General features: G+C 57.1%; 18 protein-coding genes. 9 read left to right on the plus strand and 9 right to left on the minus strand.

All coding sequences use genetic code 11. The features are described from left to right. Positions 1-23 precede the first annotated feature (23 nt). From fusA to THTE_RS13695, 5 genes are all read left to right on the plus strand, one after another. The gene (gene fusA, locus THTE_RS13675; protein WP_207651720.1) at positions 24-2,096 is read left to right on the plus strand and encodes an elongation factor G; all 2,073 of its coding nucleotides are present in this window, start codon (positions 24-26) and stop codon (positions 2,094-2,096) included. 157 nt (positions 2,097-2,253) lie between these two features. Further along, a complete protein-coding gene (locus THTE_RS13680; protein WP_095415954.1) occupies positions 2,254-3,987 on the plus strand; it encodes an alpha/beta hydrolase in 1,734 nt (577 codons plus the stop codon). A gap of 145 nt (positions 3,988-4,132) precedes the next feature. Continuing rightward, the gene (locus THTE_RS13685; RefSeq protein WP_095415955.1) at positions 4,133-5,503 is read left to right on the plus strand and encodes a C45 family autoproteolytic acyltransferase/hydrolase; all 1,371 of its coding nucleotides are present in this window, start codon (positions 4,133-4,135) and stop codon (positions 5,501-5,503) included. Between the two features lie 115 nt (positions 5,504-5,618). After that, entirely contained in the window at positions 5,619-6,041 is a 423-nt protein-coding gene (locus THTE_RS13690) for a BlaI/MecI/CopY family transcriptional regulator (RefSeq protein ID WP_095415956.1), read from the plus strand. Between the two features lie 126 nt (positions 6,042-6,167). Next, on the plus strand, positions 6,168-8,240 hold the full coding sequence (locus THTE_RS13695) for a M56 family metallopeptidase (protein WP_095415957.1): 2,073 nt from the start codon (positions 6,168-6,170) through the stop codon (positions 8,238-8,240). Between the two features lie 175 nt (positions 8,241-8,415). On the opposite strand, the gene THTE_RS13700 is transcribed toward THTE_RS13695, so the two are convergent. From THTE_RS13700 to THTE_RS13725, 6 genes are all read right to left on the minus strand, one after another. After that, on the minus strand, positions 8,416-8,895 hold the full coding sequence (locus THTE_RS13700) for a TadE/TadG family type IV pilus assembly protein (RefSeq protein WP_157732108.1): 480 nt from the start codon (positions 8,893-8,895) through the stop codon (positions 8,416-8,418). A 199-nt stretch (positions 8,896-9,094) separates the two neighbouring features. Next, entirely contained in the window at positions 9,095-10,414 is a 1,320-nt protein-coding gene (locus tag THTE_RS13705) for a TadE family protein (protein ID WP_157732109.1), read from the minus strand. Positions 10,415-10,469: 55 nt separating this feature from the next. Next, entirely contained in the window at positions 10,470-10,982 is a 513-nt protein-coding gene (locus tag THTE_RS13710; protein WP_157732110.1) for a TadE/TadG family type IV pilus assembly protein, read from the minus strand. Between the two features lie 325 nt (positions 10,983-11,307). Continuing rightward, the gene (locus THTE_RS13715; protein WP_095415961.1) at positions 11,308-12,861 is read right to left on the minus strand and encodes a sulfatase family protein; all 1,554 of its coding nucleotides are present in this window, start codon (positions 12,859-12,861) and stop codon (positions 11,308-11,310) included. Positions 12,862-13,066: 205 nt separating this feature from the next. Further along, positions 13,067-13,693 (minus strand): D-sedoheptulose-7-phosphate isomerase, encoded by a 627-nt coding sequence (locus THTE_RS13720; protein ID WP_095415962.1) that lies wholly within the window; start codon positions 13,691-13,693, stop codon positions 13,067-13,069. 275 nt (positions 13,694-13,968) lie between these two features. Further along, positions 13,969-14,355 (minus strand): P-II family nitrogen regulator, encoded by a 387-nt coding sequence (locus THTE_RS13725; protein ID WP_095415963.1) that lies wholly within the window; start codon positions 14,353-14,355, stop codon positions 13,969-13,971. A gap of 235 nt (positions 14,356-14,590) precedes the next feature. Between THTE_RS13725 and THTE_RS13730 the strand changes: the two genes are divergently transcribed. The 3 genes from THTE_RS13730 (at position 14,591) to THTE_RS13740 (ending at position 17,153) form a co-directional block, all read left to right on the plus strand. Beyond that, on the plus strand, positions 14,591-14,887 hold the full coding sequence (locus THTE_RS13730; protein ID WP_095415964.1) for a hypothetical protein: 297 nt from the start codon (positions 14,591-14,593) through the stop codon (positions 14,885-14,887). Positions 14,888-14,996: 109 nt separating this feature from the next. Next, positions 14,997-15,884 (plus strand): FAD-dependent thymidylate synthase, encoded by an 888-nt coding sequence (gene thyX, locus THTE_RS13735; RefSeq protein WP_095415965.1) that lies wholly within the window; start codon positions 14,997-14,999, stop codon positions 15,882-15,884. A gap of 222 nt (positions 15,885-16,106) precedes the next feature. Then, on the plus strand, positions 16,107-17,153 hold the full coding sequence (locus THTE_RS13740; protein ID WP_095415966.1) for a TIGR03009 domain-containing protein: 1,047 nt from the start codon (positions 16,107-16,109) through the stop codon (positions 17,151-17,153). Positions 17,154-17,856: 703 nt separating this feature from the next. Here the strand turns inward: THTE_RS13740 and THTE_RS13745 are convergent. From THTE_RS13745 to THTE_RS13755, 3 genes are read right to left on the minus strand one after another with little or no spacing between them, the layout of a single operon-like run. Next, complete coding sequence (locus THTE_RS13745) at positions 17,857-18,339, minus strand: division/cell wall cluster transcriptional repressor MraZ (RefSeq protein ID WP_095415967.1); 483 nt, start codon at positions 18,337-18,339, stop codon at positions 17,857-17,859. A 36-nt stretch (positions 18,340-18,375) separates the two neighbouring features. Continuing rightward, positions 18,376-18,585 (minus strand): hypothetical protein, encoded by a 210-nt coding sequence (locus THTE_RS13750; protein ID WP_095415968.1) that lies wholly within the window; start codon positions 18,583-18,585, stop codon positions 18,376-18,378. Next, positions 18,582-19,085 (minus strand): hypothetical protein, encoded by a 504-nt coding sequence (locus tag THTE_RS13755; RefSeq protein ID WP_095415969.1) that lies wholly within the window; start codon positions 19,083-19,085, stop codon positions 18,582-18,584. Before THTE_RS13755 ends, THTE_RS13750 begins: the two co-directional genes overlap by 4 nt. 5 nt (positions 19,086-19,090) lie before the next feature. Here THTE_RS13755 and THTE_RS13760 point away from each other — a divergent pair, with 5 nt between their 5' ends. After that, positions 19,091-20,005 (plus strand): hypothetical protein, encoded by a 915-nt coding sequence (locus THTE_RS13760; protein ID WP_095415970.1) that lies wholly within the window; start codon positions 19,091-19,093, stop codon positions 20,003-20,005. The last annotated feature ends 235 nt before the right edge of the window (positions 20,006-20,240 follow it).

Below are 20,240 nucleotides of genomic sequence, written 5' to 3' on the forward strand. Positions count from 1 at the left end.
TTACAGAGAGTTTGGTCAGCGCCATGCCTCGCGACATCAGGAATATTCGCAACATCGGGATTGTGGCCCACATCGATGCGGGAAAAACCACCCTCACCGAACGGATGCTGTTTTACGCGCACTTTATTCACCGGGTGGGTTCGGTGGATGAAGGCACAACGGTGACAGACTACGATCCCGAAGAACAGGAACGCGGGATCACCATCCAAGCAGCGTGTGTGACCTTCGACTGGCGAGGCGTCCACATCAATCTGATTGACACGCCGGGTCACGTGGATTTTACCGCAGAGGTGGAGCGATCCCTGCGCGTCCTTGATGGGGCTGTGGTGGTTTTCAGTGCTCGCGAGGGTGTGGAAGCCCAGAGCGAAACGGTCTGGCGGCAGGCGGACAAATACCATGTTCCGCGTATCGCCTTCATCAACAAGATGGATCGTGAAGGAGCGGACTACTTCGGGACACTGGAAGAGATCGAAAAACGCCTGGAGTGTCGGCCGATCCCGGTCAATCTCCCGATCGGGAGTGGTCCTGCCCACTTTAACAACCCCTTCCGTGGTGTGATCGATCTTATTTCGATGAAAGCCCTCCGGTTTGTGGAAGAAGGGAATCACGCAGAGGTGATTGCCGAGGAAATTCCGGAGGAATTAAAAGAAGAGGCGCAGATTTGGCGCCACAATATGCTGGATCAGTTGTCGCTGTACAGCGATAAGCTCACAGAATTGCTGCTGGCGGAAGAGCCGATACCGGAAGATCTTATCCGTTCGGTGATTCGGCAGGCGACCATCGGTAATTTGATTGTGCCCGTCCTGTGTGGCTCGGCCCTCCATGGAATTGGGGTGCAACCGGTTCTGGATGCTGTGGTGGATTACCTGCCCGACCCGACCGAGATTCCTCCGGTTGAAGGCACGGATCCAGAAAACCCCAATAAAAAGCTCACTCGAAAAGCGGATCCCAAAGAACCGTTTTGCGGACTGGTCTTTAAGGTTCAGGCGGACCGGTACGGCGATCTGGATTATGTACGCGTTTATTCCGGGCGGTTGACGGCTAACAGCCGGGTTCTCAATCCTGGCAAGAACAAGAAGGAAAACGTTCCCCAACTGTGGCGCATCCAGGCCGATCGCCGCGAACAAATCGAGGCGGTGGAGGCTGGGGATATCGTGGGTATCATGGGCATGCGGCACTCGGTTACGGGGGACACGTTGTGCGACCCCAAGCATCCCATCCTGCTGGAACCGATTGTTTTTCCCCAGACCGTCATCGATATGGCTATCGAGCCGGAAACCACGGCGGAGCGAAAAAAGCTGATCGATGCGCTGGAGTTGATGAAACGGCAGGATCCCACGTTCCGGTACAAAGAGCACGAAGAAACCGGGCAGATCATCATCAGCGGCATGGGCGAACTTCATTTGGAGGTGGCCGTCCACCGATTGGTTCGGGAACACAACTTGAAAGTGCGCGTCCAGAAGCCGCGTGTGAGCTACCGCGAGACAGTGGAAAAGGCCGTGGAAGTTACTGGTGTGTGCCACCGCACCGTGGGCGGTCAGCCACTCTTTGCGGAGCTCTCCATTCGCATGGAACCGTTCGACAAATCCCCCAAACCTGTGGTTGTGACGGTTGAAAACGCCGAAGGGCTGCCAGCCCCATTCCTGAAGGCCGCTCTTGAGGTTCTCGAGCAGCAGGGAGAGGGCGGTGGCCTGCTGGGGTTCCCGCTCATGCACGTTCGGGTAGCCATTACCGGTGCCAAAGTTCACGAGACGGAATCGAATGAGTTGGCCTTTCGCCTGGCCGCCGCGGACGCTTTCGATAAAGCCCTGCGCGAAGCCGGGATTGTTCTTCTCGAACCGATTATGCGTTTGGAAGTGACGGTTCCTGAAGAGTATGTTGGCGATGTGATCAGTGATCTCCAGCAGCGGCGGGCGGAGATCGTCCGCACCACTGTACGCGGAAAAAACACGGTCATCGAAGCCCACGCACCGCTGGCGGAGCTGTTTGGCTATTCCAACGCCATGCGCGGGTTGAGTCAGGGACGGGCGTCATGCAGCATTGAGCCGTATACGTACGGGCCGGCTCCGGCAGAAGTGCTGGAAAGTTTTCTCTAATCGTCCCCGTTCCCAAGTGATTCGGGCTTGCCAGCGGCGGTCCTCCTGGGAAATACTGTTGCTGGGCTGTTACCTCTTTCCCAAAGCAGGTGTAACAGTCCCATAAAAGGTTTGTTGTCTCAGTATTCCAAGACCCTTGTCATTTGAGGGAGATCGCATGCTGGCAGATTACAAACGGCTCCGGAAGTTGGCTCCAATCCTCACTATCGCCATGGGGGTGTGCTGGAGTGGGGCAATCCTAATCGGCGAGGAACGGGATCTAGGGCTCAAGCCCGGCATGACGGCTACCGTCACGGCCACCTTCGACGGACAGCCCTTTTCCTATGAAGTGACGGGCGTCACAAACAAAGAAAATTACCAGGTCGTTTTTGTGCGTTATCCGTCACCGGTTACATCAGAACTGCCACAGAATAACATTATCCCGGTGGAGTACTATCTTCCCACCGGTCTGTTCGCTGATGGGCCGAAGCGTCCGGCCGTGATTTGCCTCCACATCCTCGATGGCAGTCTCGAACTGGTCCGAATGCTGGGCTCCGTCTTGGCGTCGCATGGGGTTTCTGCGGTTGTGTTTCCTCTTCCCTACTATGGAGAGCGGGGCGGTCCCTTGGGGCCCCGTGATATCCTGGAAGAGCCCCAGCGATTTCTGCGCGTTCTGGAACAGACCTATTTGGAAGTTCGCCGGGCCACGGATTTTCTCGCTTCCCGACCTGAAGTGGATCCTGAGAAAATCGGTGTGGCCGGTATCAGTCTGGGAGCCATAGTTGCAGCATCGGCTGCCGAACGGGAACCGCGAATCTGGCGCACAGCTTTGATCCTTTCCGGAGGCAACATTCTCAAAATAGTCGCGACAGCGCGGGAAGCCGAGCCTCTGCGGGAGTTTCTCGGCCGGCTGCCCGAGGAGGATCGCGCGAAAGTGATCGAAGGCTTCCGCGAGGCGGATCCCCTCACCGGTGCGCATCTGCTCCGCGAACGTGCCCTGGCTGGTCGAGTCCTCATGATCAATGCGGCCGAAGATGAAGTTATTCCCCGGGATTGTACTGAGCAACTGGCCGCGGCTTTGGGAATATCCAACCAAGTAATTTGGTTGGAGGGCCTTGGTCACTACACAGCGATCGCTGCCTTGCCGGAAATCCTCCAGCAGACAGCGCGGTTCTTCGCTCAGGATTTGCCCGTCGAACTTCAAAACGCGCAACCGGCGGCGGAAAGTCTCACACCGCTGAATCGGATCGCTGGATGCCTTCGCGAAATCACCCAGTTCTGCATGGAAGAACCACGCCCGGGAACCTGTCACATTATTCATGTAGCGTCCCAACTGGAAGGACAAATGTTCGATGTACTGCTGATTCGAGGGCGGGGGCATCAATTTCGACTGGAAGGCCAACTGGGCAACTTCGGGCGCGTCATGGCGGGGCAGGGCGATTATCCTTGGCTGGTGGCACGAACCGGAAAAGTTTTTGCGGGTGAGCCGGGCGCCCCCCTCGAGACAAAGTCACCGTTGACTTACGTGCGGGGAGTAATTCTGGAACGTCTGCGTTTTGTGATGCTGGCGTTGGGTGGACTGGCGAGCACGCCCGCCGCCCTCGAACCGCTCCTGCAAATTCAACAGGAAAAAAACCAGAATGGCGAAACCCTCACAGTTTGGCCGGCTGGCAAACAGTCGCCTAAAATGACCATGACTTTTACCAGGGCCGGGGTCATGCCCGAAGAGATCGCTGTCGAGACACCTGATCGGAATGTCATTATTCGAATCAAGAGCTGGCAGCTTCACGCACCGGCCAGCGCCGGGGTATTTGCTCCCCCTGCGACGGAATCCGTTCAGGAAGTATCTCGAAATGATCTTTATCGAATGTTTGGAGCTCTTGTGAACTTCGCTGCGGAACAACTTCCCTAACCCTGCTGTTGATCAGTTTGGAAATCCTTCATCGTCCCCGAAGTTGGCATTTCCGGCACATCGTTCTTGGTGACCATAACTGGCAACAATGAACCACGTTTAGACAATCATAAGACGCCGAGTAAACGTGACGGGAGATACCTACATGATCGGTCAGATAATGACGCATTTGCGTGGTCTCATCAGTTCTGGCTCCACTTCTAAGCTTCCGTGTCAGGGGAAGCCATCTTCGCAATACGACGGCGTGGATTTTCGGACATTCAGTTCAGCTGGGACTGTGATAACGGCCGTCGTTTGCCTCGCTGTGGCGTTTGCGGTGGGCTGGAGCAACAGTCCGATAGCGTCAGGTAATGAGCCCCTTGCGCACGCGGAAGCTGGAAATCCAAACGTGGGGGAAACGTCAACGCCCGGGGTTTCCAGCCGTTATGAGGTTCTTCGTGTCGATTCGGATCGCCACGGTTTGCTGGCGCGCTGCGAAGGAAAGCTCGTGCTCATCGTCAGTGGCAAACCTGCGGACATGGGCCGCGCCCAGGGACGCCTTCTCGCGGGGTCAATTCAATATTTGGTGGAGCGAGTTCTCTACGGGGTGGGAGCTTTCGACTCGGTGGAAAGTGGCACATGGTTTTTCGACCGCATGGAAGAAATTCACCGTCGAACCTCTCCGTATATCCCATCACGGTACTTTGAGGAGATTGACGCTCTAGCCGAAGCTGCCGGTCTTTCTCAGCGGGATGCCCGTTTTGCAAATCTTTTTCCGGAAAGATTTCATTGCAGTGGGGTGGCGGTTCGTGGTACGGCCACACGTGACGGTCAGGTCATCCATGCCCGGGTGCTCGATTACATGCGGGACATCAATCTCCAGGGATGTGCCGTGGTGCAGGTCTTTATTCCCGAAGGCCGTCATGCCTGGATGAGTTTGGGATATGCGGGGCTGGTGGGAACGGTTACAGCGATGAATGAGGCCGGGCTGGCTGTCGGAGAAATGGGTGGTGGTGGAGAAGGCCATTGGGATGGCATGCCCATGACCCTTCTTTTACGGGAGATCATGGAGCGGGCAGGGACGGTCCAGCAAGCCCTGAAGATCCTCCAGGAGACTCCGCGAACGTGTGAGTATTATTACGTCTTCAGCGACAGGTCAGGTGATCTTGCGGCAGTTCGGGCAGTGCCGGAAGAGGTTCTCATCCTGAAACCCGGTCAGCAACATCCCCTCCTGCCACCAGTTCCCAAAGACACAGTTTTCATCTCCGCTGATGAGCGGGCGCGGGTGCTCAGTGAGCGTTTACACGAGTATTTCGGCCGAATTGATGTCCCCACCATGATCGAGATCATCAAAAGGCCTGTGGCCATGCGATCCAATTTGCACAACGCCATCATGACGCCGCAAACCCTGAATATGTGGGTGGCGGATGCGGGTCGGACAACCCCTGCCTGTGACGAGCCCTACGTGCGGGTAAATCTTCGCGAGTTGCTCGATCTCTTTCGCGTGACGCTTGCCACCAGCACCGCGTCCCGGTAGATCTCCTCGGACGCTTTCCGGGGAGGATGACGGTCTCCGATTCGTTCGGGGACTTGACAGCGGACGACTACCGAAGTAGTATTACCGGTGTCGTAGATAAAAGGATCACTTCGTCATGGCACAGAAGAAATTTCGGCTGGGTGATCTTCAGCTCCGGATTCTCCGCGTCCTGTGGGACAAGCAGGCGGCGAGTGTCCAGGAGGTTCATGCGGCCCTGGAAGGACGGCGGCTGGCCTACACCACCGTGGCCACGATGCTCCGCAAAATGGAGCAGCGTGGATTGGTGGGGCATCGTCTGGAGCATCGTCGTTTCATTTATTTCCCTCGGGTCAGCCAGTCACAGGTGGTAAGATCGGCGACAGCCGATTTTCTCGACCGACTGTTTCAGGGGAGTCTTTCCGCAGCGGTGTGTCACCTCCTGGAAACCCGGGATTTGACGCGGGAAGAGCTGGAAGAGCTGGAGCGCCTCATTGCTCAGCGAAAACGGGAATTGGAGGGGAATTGCAACGCTGCCCCGTCTGAGGACGAGGCTCGGTGACCGGAATGGTGTGTTTGGAGGTTGGGCTACATTTTTTAGGGCGTGTCCGCGCGTGCTGTAGGTGGTTAGCCTGCTACTAGCGGACTGTGGCATGTTCTCGCCCGTGCGATACGGTTTTGGAACCTTATGATGGAAACACCCTGGCAATCACTCGTGTTCCTCGCACTGGGTGTGACGCTGCTGGTGGCATTGGCGGCTTTGGCGGGCGGTGCGTCTGCACGAGCAGAGCTTCGCCGCCTGGTGTGGATTTCGTGTCTGGCGGGCATTCTGGTCTTCGTGCTCTCAGTTCTCTTTGCAGCGCCCATTGCCGTTTGGCAGTTGGTGCGCTTCTTCAGCCAGGAGGAAAGGCCGAGTGTCTCAGACGCTCTCGTGGAAGGTCATACGGGGGAGCAAAGTCTCGGAGCCGACCCGAGTGAGGTAGCTTCTCCAGCGATGAACGCTGCGTTTGTGATCTCAAGGCCAGCGAAGTTAGGAGAAGAGCTTGGCCCCGCACGGGATGTCCCTGTCCCGCCTGAATTCTTCGGCAGTCAATGGGAGCGGTGGCTGCTGCTTGTTTGGACGGGCGGGTTTTTGGTGTTCGGCACAGAAACGGTCCTGAAACGTGTGGTTACTGCGTGGGTCAGACGGAGTGGCCACGATTTATCTGGCACCCCGCTGGCAGTTTGGGTGAACGACATGGCACGTGAGGCCGCATATATCCGACCCATCCGTGTGGTGGCCTCGGCACGCTTTCTGACGCCGGTCGCCTTCGGCGTCATGCGACCAACAATCGGGGTGCCTTTGGGGTTTGATCCTCATCTCAACGCCAATGCCGATAAGGCGGTTTTGCTCCACGAATTAAAACACATCCTCAATCGGGACCCGTTTTGGCATGTGCTTGCGGATGTGGTTGTGGCAATTCTGTGGTGGCATCCTGCCGCCTGGTTTGCCCGGTTCCAGTGGGGAAAGGCCAGTGAAGAAGTGGCGGATGAGTACTCGCTGTGCATTCCTGATGGTCCCCGGGAACTGGCCGCGGGGCTTGTGTTCTATGGACGCAAAGCCCTGGAAGGTCGGATGACCCTGCTTGCCACAACGGGTGTGCGGACAAGGTCTCATCTTGCAGCGCGGGTCAAGCGACTGCTTTGTTTACAGGACGATCAGACCGCGGGGAGGTTGGATAAAGTGGGAGTGTCAGCACGGTTGCAGCGGTGGGCAGTTTGGCTCACTGCTGCGGCTGTGTTTTTTGCGTCCGTGGGAGCGACGGCTCCTCAGGTTCCTGTGGTGTATGGAGGTGCTCGTATGAGTTGGGTTCGATGGTGTTGGCGACATTCCTTGTTGGCGGCCGCGGCAGTGGCCTTTGTTGCGCCGTGGGGGCCGCCTCCTCTGGCCGAAGAAGGCCGAAAACCGGACAAGCCGGCAGCGGTTGAAAGAGCCGAGCGGGAAGAACGCGAAAAACCTCGCGTCGAACGTGAAGAACGTGAAGAAGGCAAGCGGGAACGAGGAGTGAGGGAGGACCGCGAACGAGAACGGGAGGAGCGGGAACAACCGCGTGAACGCCCCCGACCTCCCGAGGTGGGACCACGAGGGGAGCGACCGCTCGGTCCACCCGCTCTGGAAAGGATTGAACGGCAACTCGCTGAACTCCGAGAGCAGATTGCTCGGGCAAGAGAGGCAGGTCAGGAAGAGCGCGTTCGCGACCTGGAGCATCAGATCGGGCGGCTTGAGCGGATTCGAGAGAACATTCGGGCAGGACGGCCGCCGGAAGCTGGCTTGGAACCTCCTCCGGAAGCCCACACGGCCATGATGGAACGCCTGGAACGGCGGATGGCTGAGCTGCGCGAAAGGATTGCGCAGGCCGAGCGAGAAGGTCGGCAGGAGTTGCTCCGCGAACTGCGGGCCGAGGTTGAGCGAGTGGAAAGGGCAATGCGAGATCTCCGCGAAGGCAGATTGCCGCCACGGCCGCCTGCTGTCCCTGTTCCACCAGAGAGAATGGAACGGGCCCGTCATGCCGCCGAATTGTTGCGACGAGAGGGATTCGGTGACATGGCGGAGCTGTTGATGCGGGCGGTCACGGGCATGCCGCCGGCGGGGCCGCCGCGCGCTCCAGAAGCTGGTCCGCCCCGTCCTGAGGGCGAGCGGAGAGGACCGCCTTCCGGTGATCGTCCGCGAGGAGAGCCGCCACGGCCTGAACGCGATCGTCCTGAAGGTGACCGGCGGTAGAGTCACATCTCAGGTAATTGCAACGGCTCACCTGTAGAATGCTGATTAGAAACACCGCAGCCCGGCAGGGGTGATCACCAGATTGCCCCTGCTTTTTTGTTGGACTTGTATATTTGAGAGCCACTGGGGTTTCGAGCAAGCTTTTCGACCGATCGCCGGCCTAGCAAGTTTCGCTTTATCGGCAGGAACACTCAGGCCGTGGGGTGATCTCGGGTGGACCGTCGAATTCGCGATGTGCGACGGCAGAAACCGCGAATTTCCGCCCTGTGAAGTCCAATCCGCATGTGGCGAGCAAATTAAAGAACGGTTTTTGAGTAAGGTCAACGCACAGTGTGGCCTTGAGCATTCCCGGCGGGACGGAAGGAGTACTGGGAACCGGGCAGGGAAATGTGCCGCGAACCTGAACCGCTGGTGTGCTCAGGCTGTCCTCCAAAATGAGCGTGGCGCCGGGACCCACAGATAAGCCGTGAAGGCCGAGGACCGCGTTAACTGACAGAGCCGTCGCGTCGATGTCAGCGCCTTTGCCAGCTTCCCGTGCGGCAACTGTCACTGCATGTGTGATCGTCTGCTCAATGAGCATCAACACGCCGAACTGAAATACGGCCAAGGTGGCAAGCAGGAGAATCGGCAGAACAAGCACGGCCTCCAGCGTCAACGATCCTCGCCGTGAAGACCGTCGGTCCCATCTGTTCAGTGAATTCCACGCCGGTTTCCTTCTGTGAAGTTTAATCGTGCAAGCCATTTCGTTTTGGTGTCTTCCCATTCAACGGTGATCGATCGTGTTTCTGCCGATATGCTGATGCCCTTTTCCACAAATCGCAGGCTGTCAGGGGATATGGTCCTAACAGGTTCGATCAGTCACTGCATTTGTATTCGTCCACCCGCTGGAGGCGTATCGCCTTACTCCCACACTGGTAAACGGCAATCGTATGTGCGGAGACCCTGTACCGCGGCATTTTAAGACCGAAAAGAGAGCAAATCGGGCTGGGCACCGCCAGCACGGCCTGCGCACGAACGGCGAATTCGCCGCTTCCAGATCCGCCGGAAATAATTGCGTAAGATTGCCCATTGTTGTTAGGAGCACTGGCAGGTGGACACGGCAGGTCGTCGATACCCGACGGGTGCACCGGACAGGTGGCCTGACAGTTATTGGACGATTCCGTATTGTCATAGAAGACAGCCGAGACTGGGGGAAGCGGACTTCCGTTGATCGCGAAGACGATCGTCACTCTCACGCCGTCCCGTCCAATCCCATCCCCATCATCCTGGCCACTCCCGTTTGAGACACCGGTCGTTCGAGCACCAAACCGAATTCGGTCGCCTGGCTCGAAACCGAGATCCCCACTGATCGGGTCGGGATAAAAATTGATTGTCAGGGTGGGGGATAGGCCCGAGGTTGGAGAGAAGACAATCTGCGACGAAGGATTCGGAAAACCCTCCACATCGTTATGGCACGGGATGATCGGGGCCGGCAAATTATCTGAGAGCGCGGGTGGGGCAGAGGTAAAGTCAAATTGACCGCTGCCTCCGCCCGCTTGGAGGTCGATGGTGACGCTCTGTATCGTCAATCCGGCGGGAAGGTCCGGGGATGCGCGAAACACGATACCCCAAGCATTGTCCTGGGCAAGGTTTCCCGGTCCCTGGGCAGTGGCGTCGATAAGGACGGTACCGGGGCTGCAGCCGGGACGCTTGTTGGCATCAAACACGATAGGACAGGTGGCATTCGGGTCACGGATAACTGCCCCAAAAACAAGGTTTCCTTCAGGACTGACACCGCCGACCGGATCTCCGGGTTGCACACAGCAGGTGAGGTTCTCGTTCGGGTTGGATGGGTCGGGAGTGGGGTCGTAATTGGGGGCGATCGCTAAAGGTAGGCCGCGAACGTGATTGGCAGCCGCGTAAGCAACCCCGATCTGGCGAGGGATATAGGTGGAACCGCCACCGGCATCACCCCAGGCTTTGACGGCCGCCCGGGCTGCTGCTTCCAGGGCGTTTTCCAGCTCCACGCGGGCAAGCCAAAGATGGCCCAACTCCACGACGAACCCGAAAAGAATCAAGAAGATAGGAAGGGTGAGAATAAGCCACAGGGTGGCAAATCCTCGACGACCGGCGAGACTCGTTTTTGACCGGCGGCTAAAAGGCAGGAATATGCGTTTTAGAAGTAAGTTTCTCATGGCTGGATTGGACCCAAAGATGGAATGTGACAGCCCCGGAGCTCGAGCATCTCGCTCACTTTTCATAGGCCCACACTGTGGAGAGCGTGGTTGTTTTGCAGCCCCCTGCCAGGTGAAGCCCAAACACCTTCAGCAACTCCGGCATAATATCTGCCTTTGGAACCGTGATGAGTATCCGTACATATTGCCCAGGGGGGACTGGACTGAGCTTGGTCGGGATAGGTGCCCCGGCCGGATCCACCAGGCTCACGGGGATTCCTCCAGCGTTGTGCTCCAGAACAATAATTCGGCGTGTCACACCGAAGGCCGCCAGTTGTTGATCAACGGCCTGGACAACGTTGGCCGGTACCGGATCGCCTTCCATTGTGGAAAGCCCAGAAGTCTTGGCCGCTTCTTCGGCACCAACGCGGGTGGCGAACGCCAACTCCTGTAAATTGGCGAAGTATTTTCCGAATTGCACCGTGGCAAGAAGTGCCACCAGCATGAGCGGCAGCACGAGGACGAGCTCCAGGCTTAGGACTCCGTAGCGAGACAAATAGCGTCGGCTCTGCCTGCGTCGAGAGATCACCGGCGTTCGTCCCTTAATAGCGGATGCATTTTCCGGAAAATGAGCAGAATTCATCATCTTCGTTTGGAGAAGGAATATGGTGCGATTACGAGCGATTGGACTGTCGAACACGGTTTCGTGCAAACCTCATGCCGCTCGCAGAAAAAGCCAGTACCCAACGGCCCATCAAGCACGATGAGATGGACGAGTGGCGATGAGCGATCACAACATCCCTAGGAAGATGTTTCAAAAACGCAACATCCCCAGGGGAATGAAGAAGGAACCCGGCGTCCAACGGACAAGCTGGCGGATCGCGTGAAAACTTATTGTCAAGCGAGTCGCACGCTCAGGGGCGAGTGCGTGCCTGGCGGATTTCTTGCAAGCGTTGCGCCGTGGCCTGGGCTTTCTCGGGAAGCTTCTTCACCAGATTGTGCTGCTCGCCCGGATCTTCAGCGAGATTGAACAGCATTCCCTCCGGGGCGACACCAAGTTCTATGCCCGTGTTGGGGTTGACGGCCTGGCCCTTCCGCGGCGGAATGTACTTCCAGCTTCCCTGGCGCAGGGCCAGAACGCCAGCCTGTTCCACTAATTCATCTCGACCTTGAGCCGACTTTCCAAGCAGCGCGTCGAGGACGTTAATGCTATCGGGGGCCGCCTCCGCAGGCAGCGGTTGACCGACGAGCTCGGCCAATGATGCCAGAAAATCCACATGGCAGACCAGGGCGTCGGTTTCTTTCCCGGCGGGCACATGGCCGGGCCACCGAACGATCATGGGTACCCTCGTTCCGCCTTCGAAGGCGCTGTATTTTCCTCCACGCCACGGACCGGCGGGCTTGTGATCTCCCAGGTGTTCCACGGCACCATCGCGATATCCGTCGTCCACCACAGGGCCGTTGTCGCTGGTAAAAATCACAAGGGTGTTCTCTCGCAGCCCGAGCTTGTCGAGGGCGGCAAGGATTTCTCCCACGCACCAGTCGAACTCCACAACCGCATCACCGCGCAAACCACACTGACTTTTGCCCACGAAACGGGAATGAGGGAGACGCGGGACGTGGATGTCATGCGTGGCGAAGTAGAGGAAGAACCGCTTGTCACGGTGCTCTTCCATAAACCGCAGGGCTTTCTGGGTGAGAACGTCGGCCATGTCCTCGTCCACCCAGCGGGCTTTCTTGCCCCCAGACATAAATCCAATACGGCTGATGCCGTTAACAATCGTGCCGTCATGTCCGTGACTGAACGGGTATTTCAGCAGGTCGGGTCTTTCCCGGCCGGTGGGTTCATCGCCGATTTTCTCTTTGTAACTGACGCGGATCGGATCGTTGGGATCGGCTCCCACCACGCGATGGTTTTCCACGTACACGCAGGGAACGCGGTCTCCCGTGGCGGGAATGATGAAAGAATAATCGAATCCAATTTCCAGCGGACCGGGCTTGATTTCGCCGTTCCAGTCGATCGCACCGTCTCCTAATCCCAGGTGCCACTTGCCGACGACCGCGGTGGTGTAGCCGGCTTTTTTCAACACGGAGGGCAAAGTGACGCGACCGGGTTCGATGATTAAGGCTGCGTCTCCAGGCAGGACGCCGGTGCCGGGTTTGCGGAACGCGTACTGCCCCGTCAATAGCGCATACCGTGAAGGTGTGCATGTGGCGGCAGGCGAATGGGCATCGCGAAAGAGCAGTCCCTCTCTCGCCAGACGATCGATGTTGGGCGTGGGAATCCGTTTCGCACCGTAGCATCCTACATCCCCGTAGCCCAAATCATCTGCGTAGATGAGCACAATGTTAGGGAGCTCCTTTGCGGCTACCCCAGATCCCGCGGTTTCCCCCTGAGCAGTGCCCAAAAAAACGAGAGCCAGAATGACCAGACCACTATAACTGACCGGCAGAGTCATCCTCTTCATGGTGTGCCTCCCCCACTGATAAGGCGGCTTATGGAACCTGTGGTAAGAACATCTCAGGCGTCCATTGTAGTTTCCGATCTTCTGGCGCAGAAGACCTCAGTGTCCTATCTGCCGCTCTGGGCAGGACGTCCCGACCACGGATCTCTGATGATTACGCACCCCACAGCTTGCCAGGAAAATGCTTCCTCGCGACGGCAGCAGAAGCTCATCTGGTCCCCCACGCCGATGCTGCATAACGTCCTGTGCGATAGATCCGTGCCCGAAGGTCATCCACAAGCCAGTGACATACGCAGGAGTGGATGCTTTCCACCATCTCCATATCATCAAGCGGAACGTGCAGCCCAGCTTGCTGGATTTGCTTCAGCTTTCCGCCATCGAATCCTGTCAGACCATAAGTTTTCAGACCATGCGAGTTTGCCCATTCCACAGCCTCTAGGATGTTCGGGCTGTTACCGGACCCACTAATGGCGATAAGCACATCTCCTGAACTGCCGTAATTGGCCAGTTGCTGTACAAAGACCTGATCGTAGCCCAAATCGTTCCCCAGGGCCGAAAACCAGCTTATATTGGCCGCCAGACTGACGGAGCGGAAGCCGCGGCGTCGATCGGTGCGAAGATCTTCTTCCCGGATGACTCCTTTGGCGAGGTCCTGGGCAAGGTGGTTAGCGGTGGCCGCCGAGCCGCCATTTCCGCAGACGAAGACCCATCGCCGATGCTCCCAAGCGTCATAGAGCCAGTCCGAAAGTGTTGCCAACGCAGCGAGATCCAGTTTCCCGAGTTCCTCCGCCAGACGATCGAAATAGACCTTGGGTTCCAGCGTTTCCCCGAGCACGGTGCGTGACTCCTCTGCAAACTGAGCGTACCAGCTTTGTTAATCGAAGCGGTTCCAACTAGTGAATTGTGGCGTCGTCGAGACAGCCCATAAAGCGACCCGTCACGGCCACGGATGTTTCAGGGGATAGCCAGCGGCATGCGATCACATGACTATTCCGGAAAACGACCTGTCATTGACGGCCTGCCGGATCTTGTGGTTCTAAATGTGCAGCCATTGGAAGCGGATGGAATGCTCCGATTGATTCTCCAGTTTCAAGAATCTGGCGCCCCGGCTCAGAACGCGAGCAGTCGTAAGGGGCCATCTTCCGGTAACTCCTCATCCTGGGAGGATCTTCTTTCCGCGACTTCATGGACTTCCAACCCTCGCATATCGGCGGGGAGGATGAAGATTTTTCCATCGCCCATGCGGCCGGTTCTGGCATGAGTGATAATGAGCCGAACGATTTCTTCAGTACGAAAATCTTCCACCCAGATTGTGATCTGCACTTTGGGAATGAAGGCCAGTGCGTAATCCCCCCCTCGATACTCTTCGAGGTAATTCTTTTGTCGGCCGAACCCCTTGACCTCTCGCACAGTGCACATTTCCACCGGCGCCAGTTGCAGCGCTTCCAGAATTCGCTCCGCTACAAACGGTCTTACAATGGCGATAACGGTCTTCATCGGCAGCCATTTGCTATTTTGGCAAGGCTCACCCGCAGGACTGGAGCAGGGTGGCTCTCGGCCGACAGGCACATCCCGGGCGATTTGCTTGGCCGGCTCGATTCTCTTTAATGTACGAAGCGTGTATTGGATTGAAAAGAGTTCATGCCGGGCTCGTCGGGCTTTCGATCCCAACAGATAATAAAACGTTACCCATGGCGATCATCGTGGCCTCAGCGGGAAGGAAAGGTTCAACGTGACCGACAAACCGCAGCACTCGCAACCCGAACGCACCCCTTATCAGGAAGCAGTTATTCGTCGCTATTACGAAAACCGCGACACGATCATGCTCCAGAAGCTGGGAGACATGATTGGGGACCTTTATTTGGCCGAAGGAAAAGCCCGCCAGCGATTGTGGAAGCGTATCGAAGCCACCCTCCGCAATCTGAGCGTGCCCGAATCACGCATCGCTCATCTGGTAAAAACCGATAATCCTGAGTATCTGGCGAGGCTTTACGAGGAGCTTCAGAAGAAACCCCCGGACAAAAAATGATTTCGAGGCTTTTTGCAAAAAGTGACGCTGGTTTGGCGAACGGCTGGGCGTGTGGAAGGACTGATAAGGGGTTTTGTGGATAGAGAGAAAAACGTGACTGACGTCGGCCATGAACAGCAACGCAGAGCAGATTGAAGCGCTTCGCTGGAAGAAGTTCCAAGTTCTGGACGATGGTTTCGTTGCACTTGTGGATGTCATGGGAGATGACTCGGCCATTGTCCAGGCTGCCCGCGTCAGTTATGGGGCGGGCACCAAAACTGTCTCCGATGACCGAACGCTCATCCGTTACCTCATGCGGCACCGCCACACGACGCCTTTCGAGATGGCCGAAATCAAGCTTCTGGTGCGGGTGCCGATGGATATCTGGCGGCAGTGGATTCGGCATCGCACGGCCTCGGTGAATGAATACAGCACGCGATACTCGATCGCCATCGATGCTGCACACCGCACCCCGCCCGACGGTTGGCGGCGGCAATCAAGGAACAACCGGCAGGGAAGTGAGGGGTTTCTCGACCCCGAAATCGGTCGACAGCTCAGCGAGGAAGAGCGAGAACTCCAGGAATACGCCCGCCGGGTGTACCAGCATCGACTTGAGTTAGGCGTGGCGCGAGAACAGGCGCGTAAGGATTTGCCGCTCTCCACTTACACGGAGGCCTACTGGAAAATCGATCTTCATAATCTTCTCCATTTTCTCGAATTGCGCATGGATCCGCACGCGCAGTGGGAAATCGCTCAGTATGCGCAGGTGATAGGGCACGAAATCGTGGCACGGCTTTTCCCCATCACCTGGGAAGCATTTCTGGATTATCGCTTGCAAAGCGTGGTGCTGTCCCGCCTGGACTGCGAAGTAATTCACAAGTTGGCGTCGCGCGGGCGGATACCGGCGACGGAGGAAGATTTCATGGAGTTGCAGCACCCGTCTTGGCAAGGACTTTCCCGCTGCCGGGAACGGGACGAGTGTTTGGAGAAACTTCGCAAGCTGGGGCTGGTCCAGTGAGTTAGGGCGGTCCGTGCTTTCCACACGGGCTCTCCCTACCGAGAATAAGCTTCAGCACGATTTGTTCTTTTCTGCCGTTTGTAGTCCCCAGTCTTCAGAAGTGATCTTGGGAAAATGTAGGGCTCCCGGTAAGATTCAGGGAGTTATTAAACGACGGCTGGCAGAATGTAAAGACGGCGGGCTGCAAGCAAACGGCCCTTTCCTTTCAGGAGGAGCGGATCCATGGTGTGTTCCCGGCCAGGGGATGGCCCTCGGTTTTTCGCCGTGTCACGGTGGTTTTGTCTCGGGAGTGCGATTACCCTTTTGACGCTTCTTGGTTTAAACGACGCATCCGGCCAGGTTCCCGCCGGCGGTGCAGGACAGTCCGCTATTCCTCCACGAGGCAACGAGGGTTATGTTCCGCCCGCCGCTGCGCAGGCGCCAGCCGTGCCGAATCCGAGCCAGCCAATTACCCCCAACGACGCGCAATCGACCAATGCCCTGCTACCGCCTCCGTTCACATTAACTCCCTACGAGCAAGAGCAACTTGATCGGGTGCTCCGCGCGTGGGAAGAAAGAAGTTCCCGCATCAAGACGTTCGAATGCGAATTCACGCGGTGGGAATTTGACCCCGTGTGGGGACCGCCCAATCAGCCGAAGCGCATCACGCGCGGCAGAATCCTGTATTCGGCACCGGACAAAGGGCTATTTCGGGTGGACGAAGAGGTTGTGGAAAACCGCTGGCAACCCGCGGCGCATCCTGAGCGCTGGGTGTGCGATGGTCGCGCCGTGTATGAATACCGATTTGAGACCAAGCAGATTGTGGAAACCCCGCTTCCCCCCGAACTTCAGGGGAAGGCAATCACCGAGGGACCTCTGCCATTTCTGTTTGGTGCGGAAGCCGAATCCCTCAAGCGACGTTACTACATGAGGATCATCACTCCTCAAAATGTGAAGGATGAAATCTGGCTGGAGGCGTTTCCCCGGTATCAGCGGGAGGCGGCCAATTTTCAGAGGGCGCAGCTTATTTTAAAGCTGCCTGCACTGGATATTTATGCCCTTCAGCTTTACCACCCCAGTGCCCAACCCAACACGCAGTCCCGGACCGTATTCCAGTTTGATCGCATCAAAGTGAATGCCTTCGACCCGCTACGGATTTTCAAAGAGGATCCATTCAGGCCGATTTTGCCCGATCCGTCCTGGGCGAAGGTGACAGAACCGGCATCGGCCTCACCCTCTGGCACTCCGCCGCACCTGGGCCAGCAACCTCAGGCGATCCGTCCCCAGTAAACTCAAGCAATTTGCCTCCCACACAACAGCACTGGCGACCTTACCTCGTAAATGACTCGAAGAAGTCTGGTAATGCGACCACCAAGCGACGGGCACCTCTCTCACCACCTTCTGTGCCTCCTCAGGTAGTCTGATCAAGGTGACGAGTAACCTGGTCCCCGAGGTCTCGATGAGGCTTTCGGTGGATAGCGAAGTGCCGATCTTCGGGCACAGGGGACGTAGCGTGGGCCACGTTGGAAAAGGAATTATCTTCGGATCTGCGTGTTCAGCCAAAGAAACTTTGCCGGTTCTGCGTGAGTTCGGATTTTCAATCGACTCTCGTAACTTCACATGACGATTGACCGTCTATAGGATAAAAAAAGCCGCGCTCGGTCATTGGCTGGAGCAGGTCGGGGCCTCCAATTCCCCATCAGGCAACCAATCCGTGACCCATGTGGGGTATCGGGTGACACACATGGGCGCGCAGCACCTGTCCGAATGACCGAGCGCGGCCAGGATTCCGTTCCACCCACCGGCCGAGCGGGCCGCCATCCTTGAACTGCTCATTCGTCCGTGAACGCGTCGGCGGCCGTACGGAATCACGACGGTTCGCCGATCTTCCCCTGTCGTCCTTGCGTTATTTCGCTGCTTCCCTTTCCCCCCCCGTCTCAGACCTACCTTCCTCCCAAATTCTTGGACTCTTCAGGCCAATGCCCGCCGGGAACTACTGGGCCAGGCTTTCGTACAATCTGGCAAATCTCGGCATGGCCTTTTCCAGGTATTTCTTCCAATGTTCGGGATGCCAAATTTCGACGCAAACAGCCGCTCCCACCACCATCACTTCACCGCCGGCTTCAACGGCAAGAAACTCCCTGAAACCTTCCGGGATGACGATCCGACCGCGTTGTGCAACGGGAACAGTTCGGAAGCGGCTGGAGAGGAGCCGCCCAAAACGCTGCACATCGGAAAGCCGCGTGTCCAGCCTTCCCATTTGGACTTTTTGTCGGATCAGCTCCACGCCGGCTTCCCAACGCGTTCGCCAGTTTTGTTGGCTCCATAAACTCAGACAACCTCGCCTCTCCTTGACCAGAACACACTCTTTCGCGTCGGGAGCCAGTAAGTCCATCAATTCGTTGGGAATGGAGAGCCGATATCGCTCGTCCAGAGCACGCACATATTCCCCGAGGATTAAGGGAGTTTGCGACATCGGCCTGAGTTCGTTTTTCGTCGTGCTCTCTTTTTATCACACTGCCATGTTTTGGGCAAGATACCCACAAAACTTGCCATCTTTGAGTGCTAGATGGGATGCAAACCCATATGCAACGAGTTTAGCTTTCTCCGTTTCGTCTGCAAGATCACCCAAACAAATTTTTTCGTCGCGCAATCCCATGCGCAACAACGCAGCGGCGATGATCTTGTTCGTATCACTTGTGTCCCGGTGAGTAGCAGTCACAAGCGTGCTTCCGTTGCGCTGCTGACGCTTGAAATCGGTCTGCGCAGATGCCCGGCCGCGGCTTCAGCGCGGATGGAGAGCGGCCGTTCCGAGCAAACTTGCGACAGACCGCCGACGAGTCCCCAAAGCTCTGGCAACGCCATCGATTCAGAAGCCGTAAGAGTGCCTTTGTTAGTTTCAGATCGGTTCAGATTGAGCACGCAATGATTGCGCGAGGACCGTTTGCGGACTGCGGCAACTAGCGTGTTGCCAATCGCTTGTCTTGGCACGCCGCTGTGGCGTGCAGCGAACCACCGGACAGGACCGAATGCAGGTTCATCGTCGGTAAATTCCGCAAAATTCGTGGATCCGATTCTGTTTTGCGGTTTTTGAGGAACGAACGACTGGGATTTTTGTTTGTTGTTTTTGACAAAATAGTGAGCTAAGAAATAGATATAGAAAGATGAGCCCAGTTCGTTGGCCAGCCGTCTTGGGCTCGAACCAGCAAAAAAGGAGAACAAAAGTCATGCGATTGGCGAAGCGCTTGTTCCTGGCGAGTGTGTGCTGTGTCGTGCTAGCACTGAACTCGCCCGCACAGGTCTTACGGAATCTGGGGCCGAGAGACAAAGGTCAGCCTGTGCCCCAAAATGAACCAACCCCAGCGGTGCCCCAACGGCCAAAGAGACTTCCGTTTCCTTTACCTCAGGTGGTAAAGCCTGCTCCCACGACGGAAGAGACAAAAGCGCATCAGCCAGGCCCGGGTTCCGCACAAACCCCAGAAGGCAATGGAAAGAGGGACGTGGGACGAGGCATGGTCATTGCCCGCCCCACCCGGGTGATCATCGTTAACGACGGCAACCAGGTGGCGGTTCAGGCCTCGCAACAGATCGAGGAAATGCTCCGACCTGCGATCGAGGAATTGAGCAGGGGAGGCAAGATTACCAAAGCCGACGCAGCACGGAAGTTGAATGGGGATAATCGGCTCATACGAGGGCCGCGTGCTCCCCAGGGAGTTCAGGAGGATGATACGCACAAATTGGCGGAGATGCTTGCCAAGTGGCTGGAAAAGTATCCCGTCCGGACCTTGGGAATCGTCGTCACTGTACCCACTGAGAAGAACAAGCCACCCGCGTGTCCACCGCCCGGCTGCGGCTGCACCCAGGAGCCGGGTATTTCGATGTCGTGCGACTGTGGACTTTCGCGAGGCTGGTGCTTCTGCCTGTTCTGCATGTACTATCCGCTTCCCGATCCAACTCCCCGCATGTCCGACGGTGCAGAGCCATCCGGGCCACGGAATGTGGACCTGATCGTGATCGTTCGCACCCCGGAGACGTCTTCCGCAGTTCTTCAGCATCTGTGGAACTCTGGCCAAGAAGAGTTGCGAACAATAAGTCCGACCGCTTCATCCCTCGTGATCAAAACTAAGAGCTGTCCTCCGTGAGCGGGGATTTCCTGGTTCGCGGCCGGGCGCAGCAGGTTATGACCTGTACATAGCTTGTGACGCGTGGTTGTGAAGCACCCACCTGTTTGCCAGCTCTAGTTGGGCGGTGTTAGCTCGGCTGTGGATGCCAGGGTCGTGGCCCGCGATTCAGGTCGTTCCATTGGTTGACACTCCCTGAATGATTTTCAGGGAGTTTTCTTTTCTTGCCATCATGGGAAATCCGCTATTTCCCGGC

This window comes from Thermogutta terrifontis (assembly GCF_002277955.1).
GTDB lineage: Bacteria > Planctomycetota > Planctomycetia > Pirellulales > Thermoguttaceae > Thermogutta > Thermogutta terrifontis.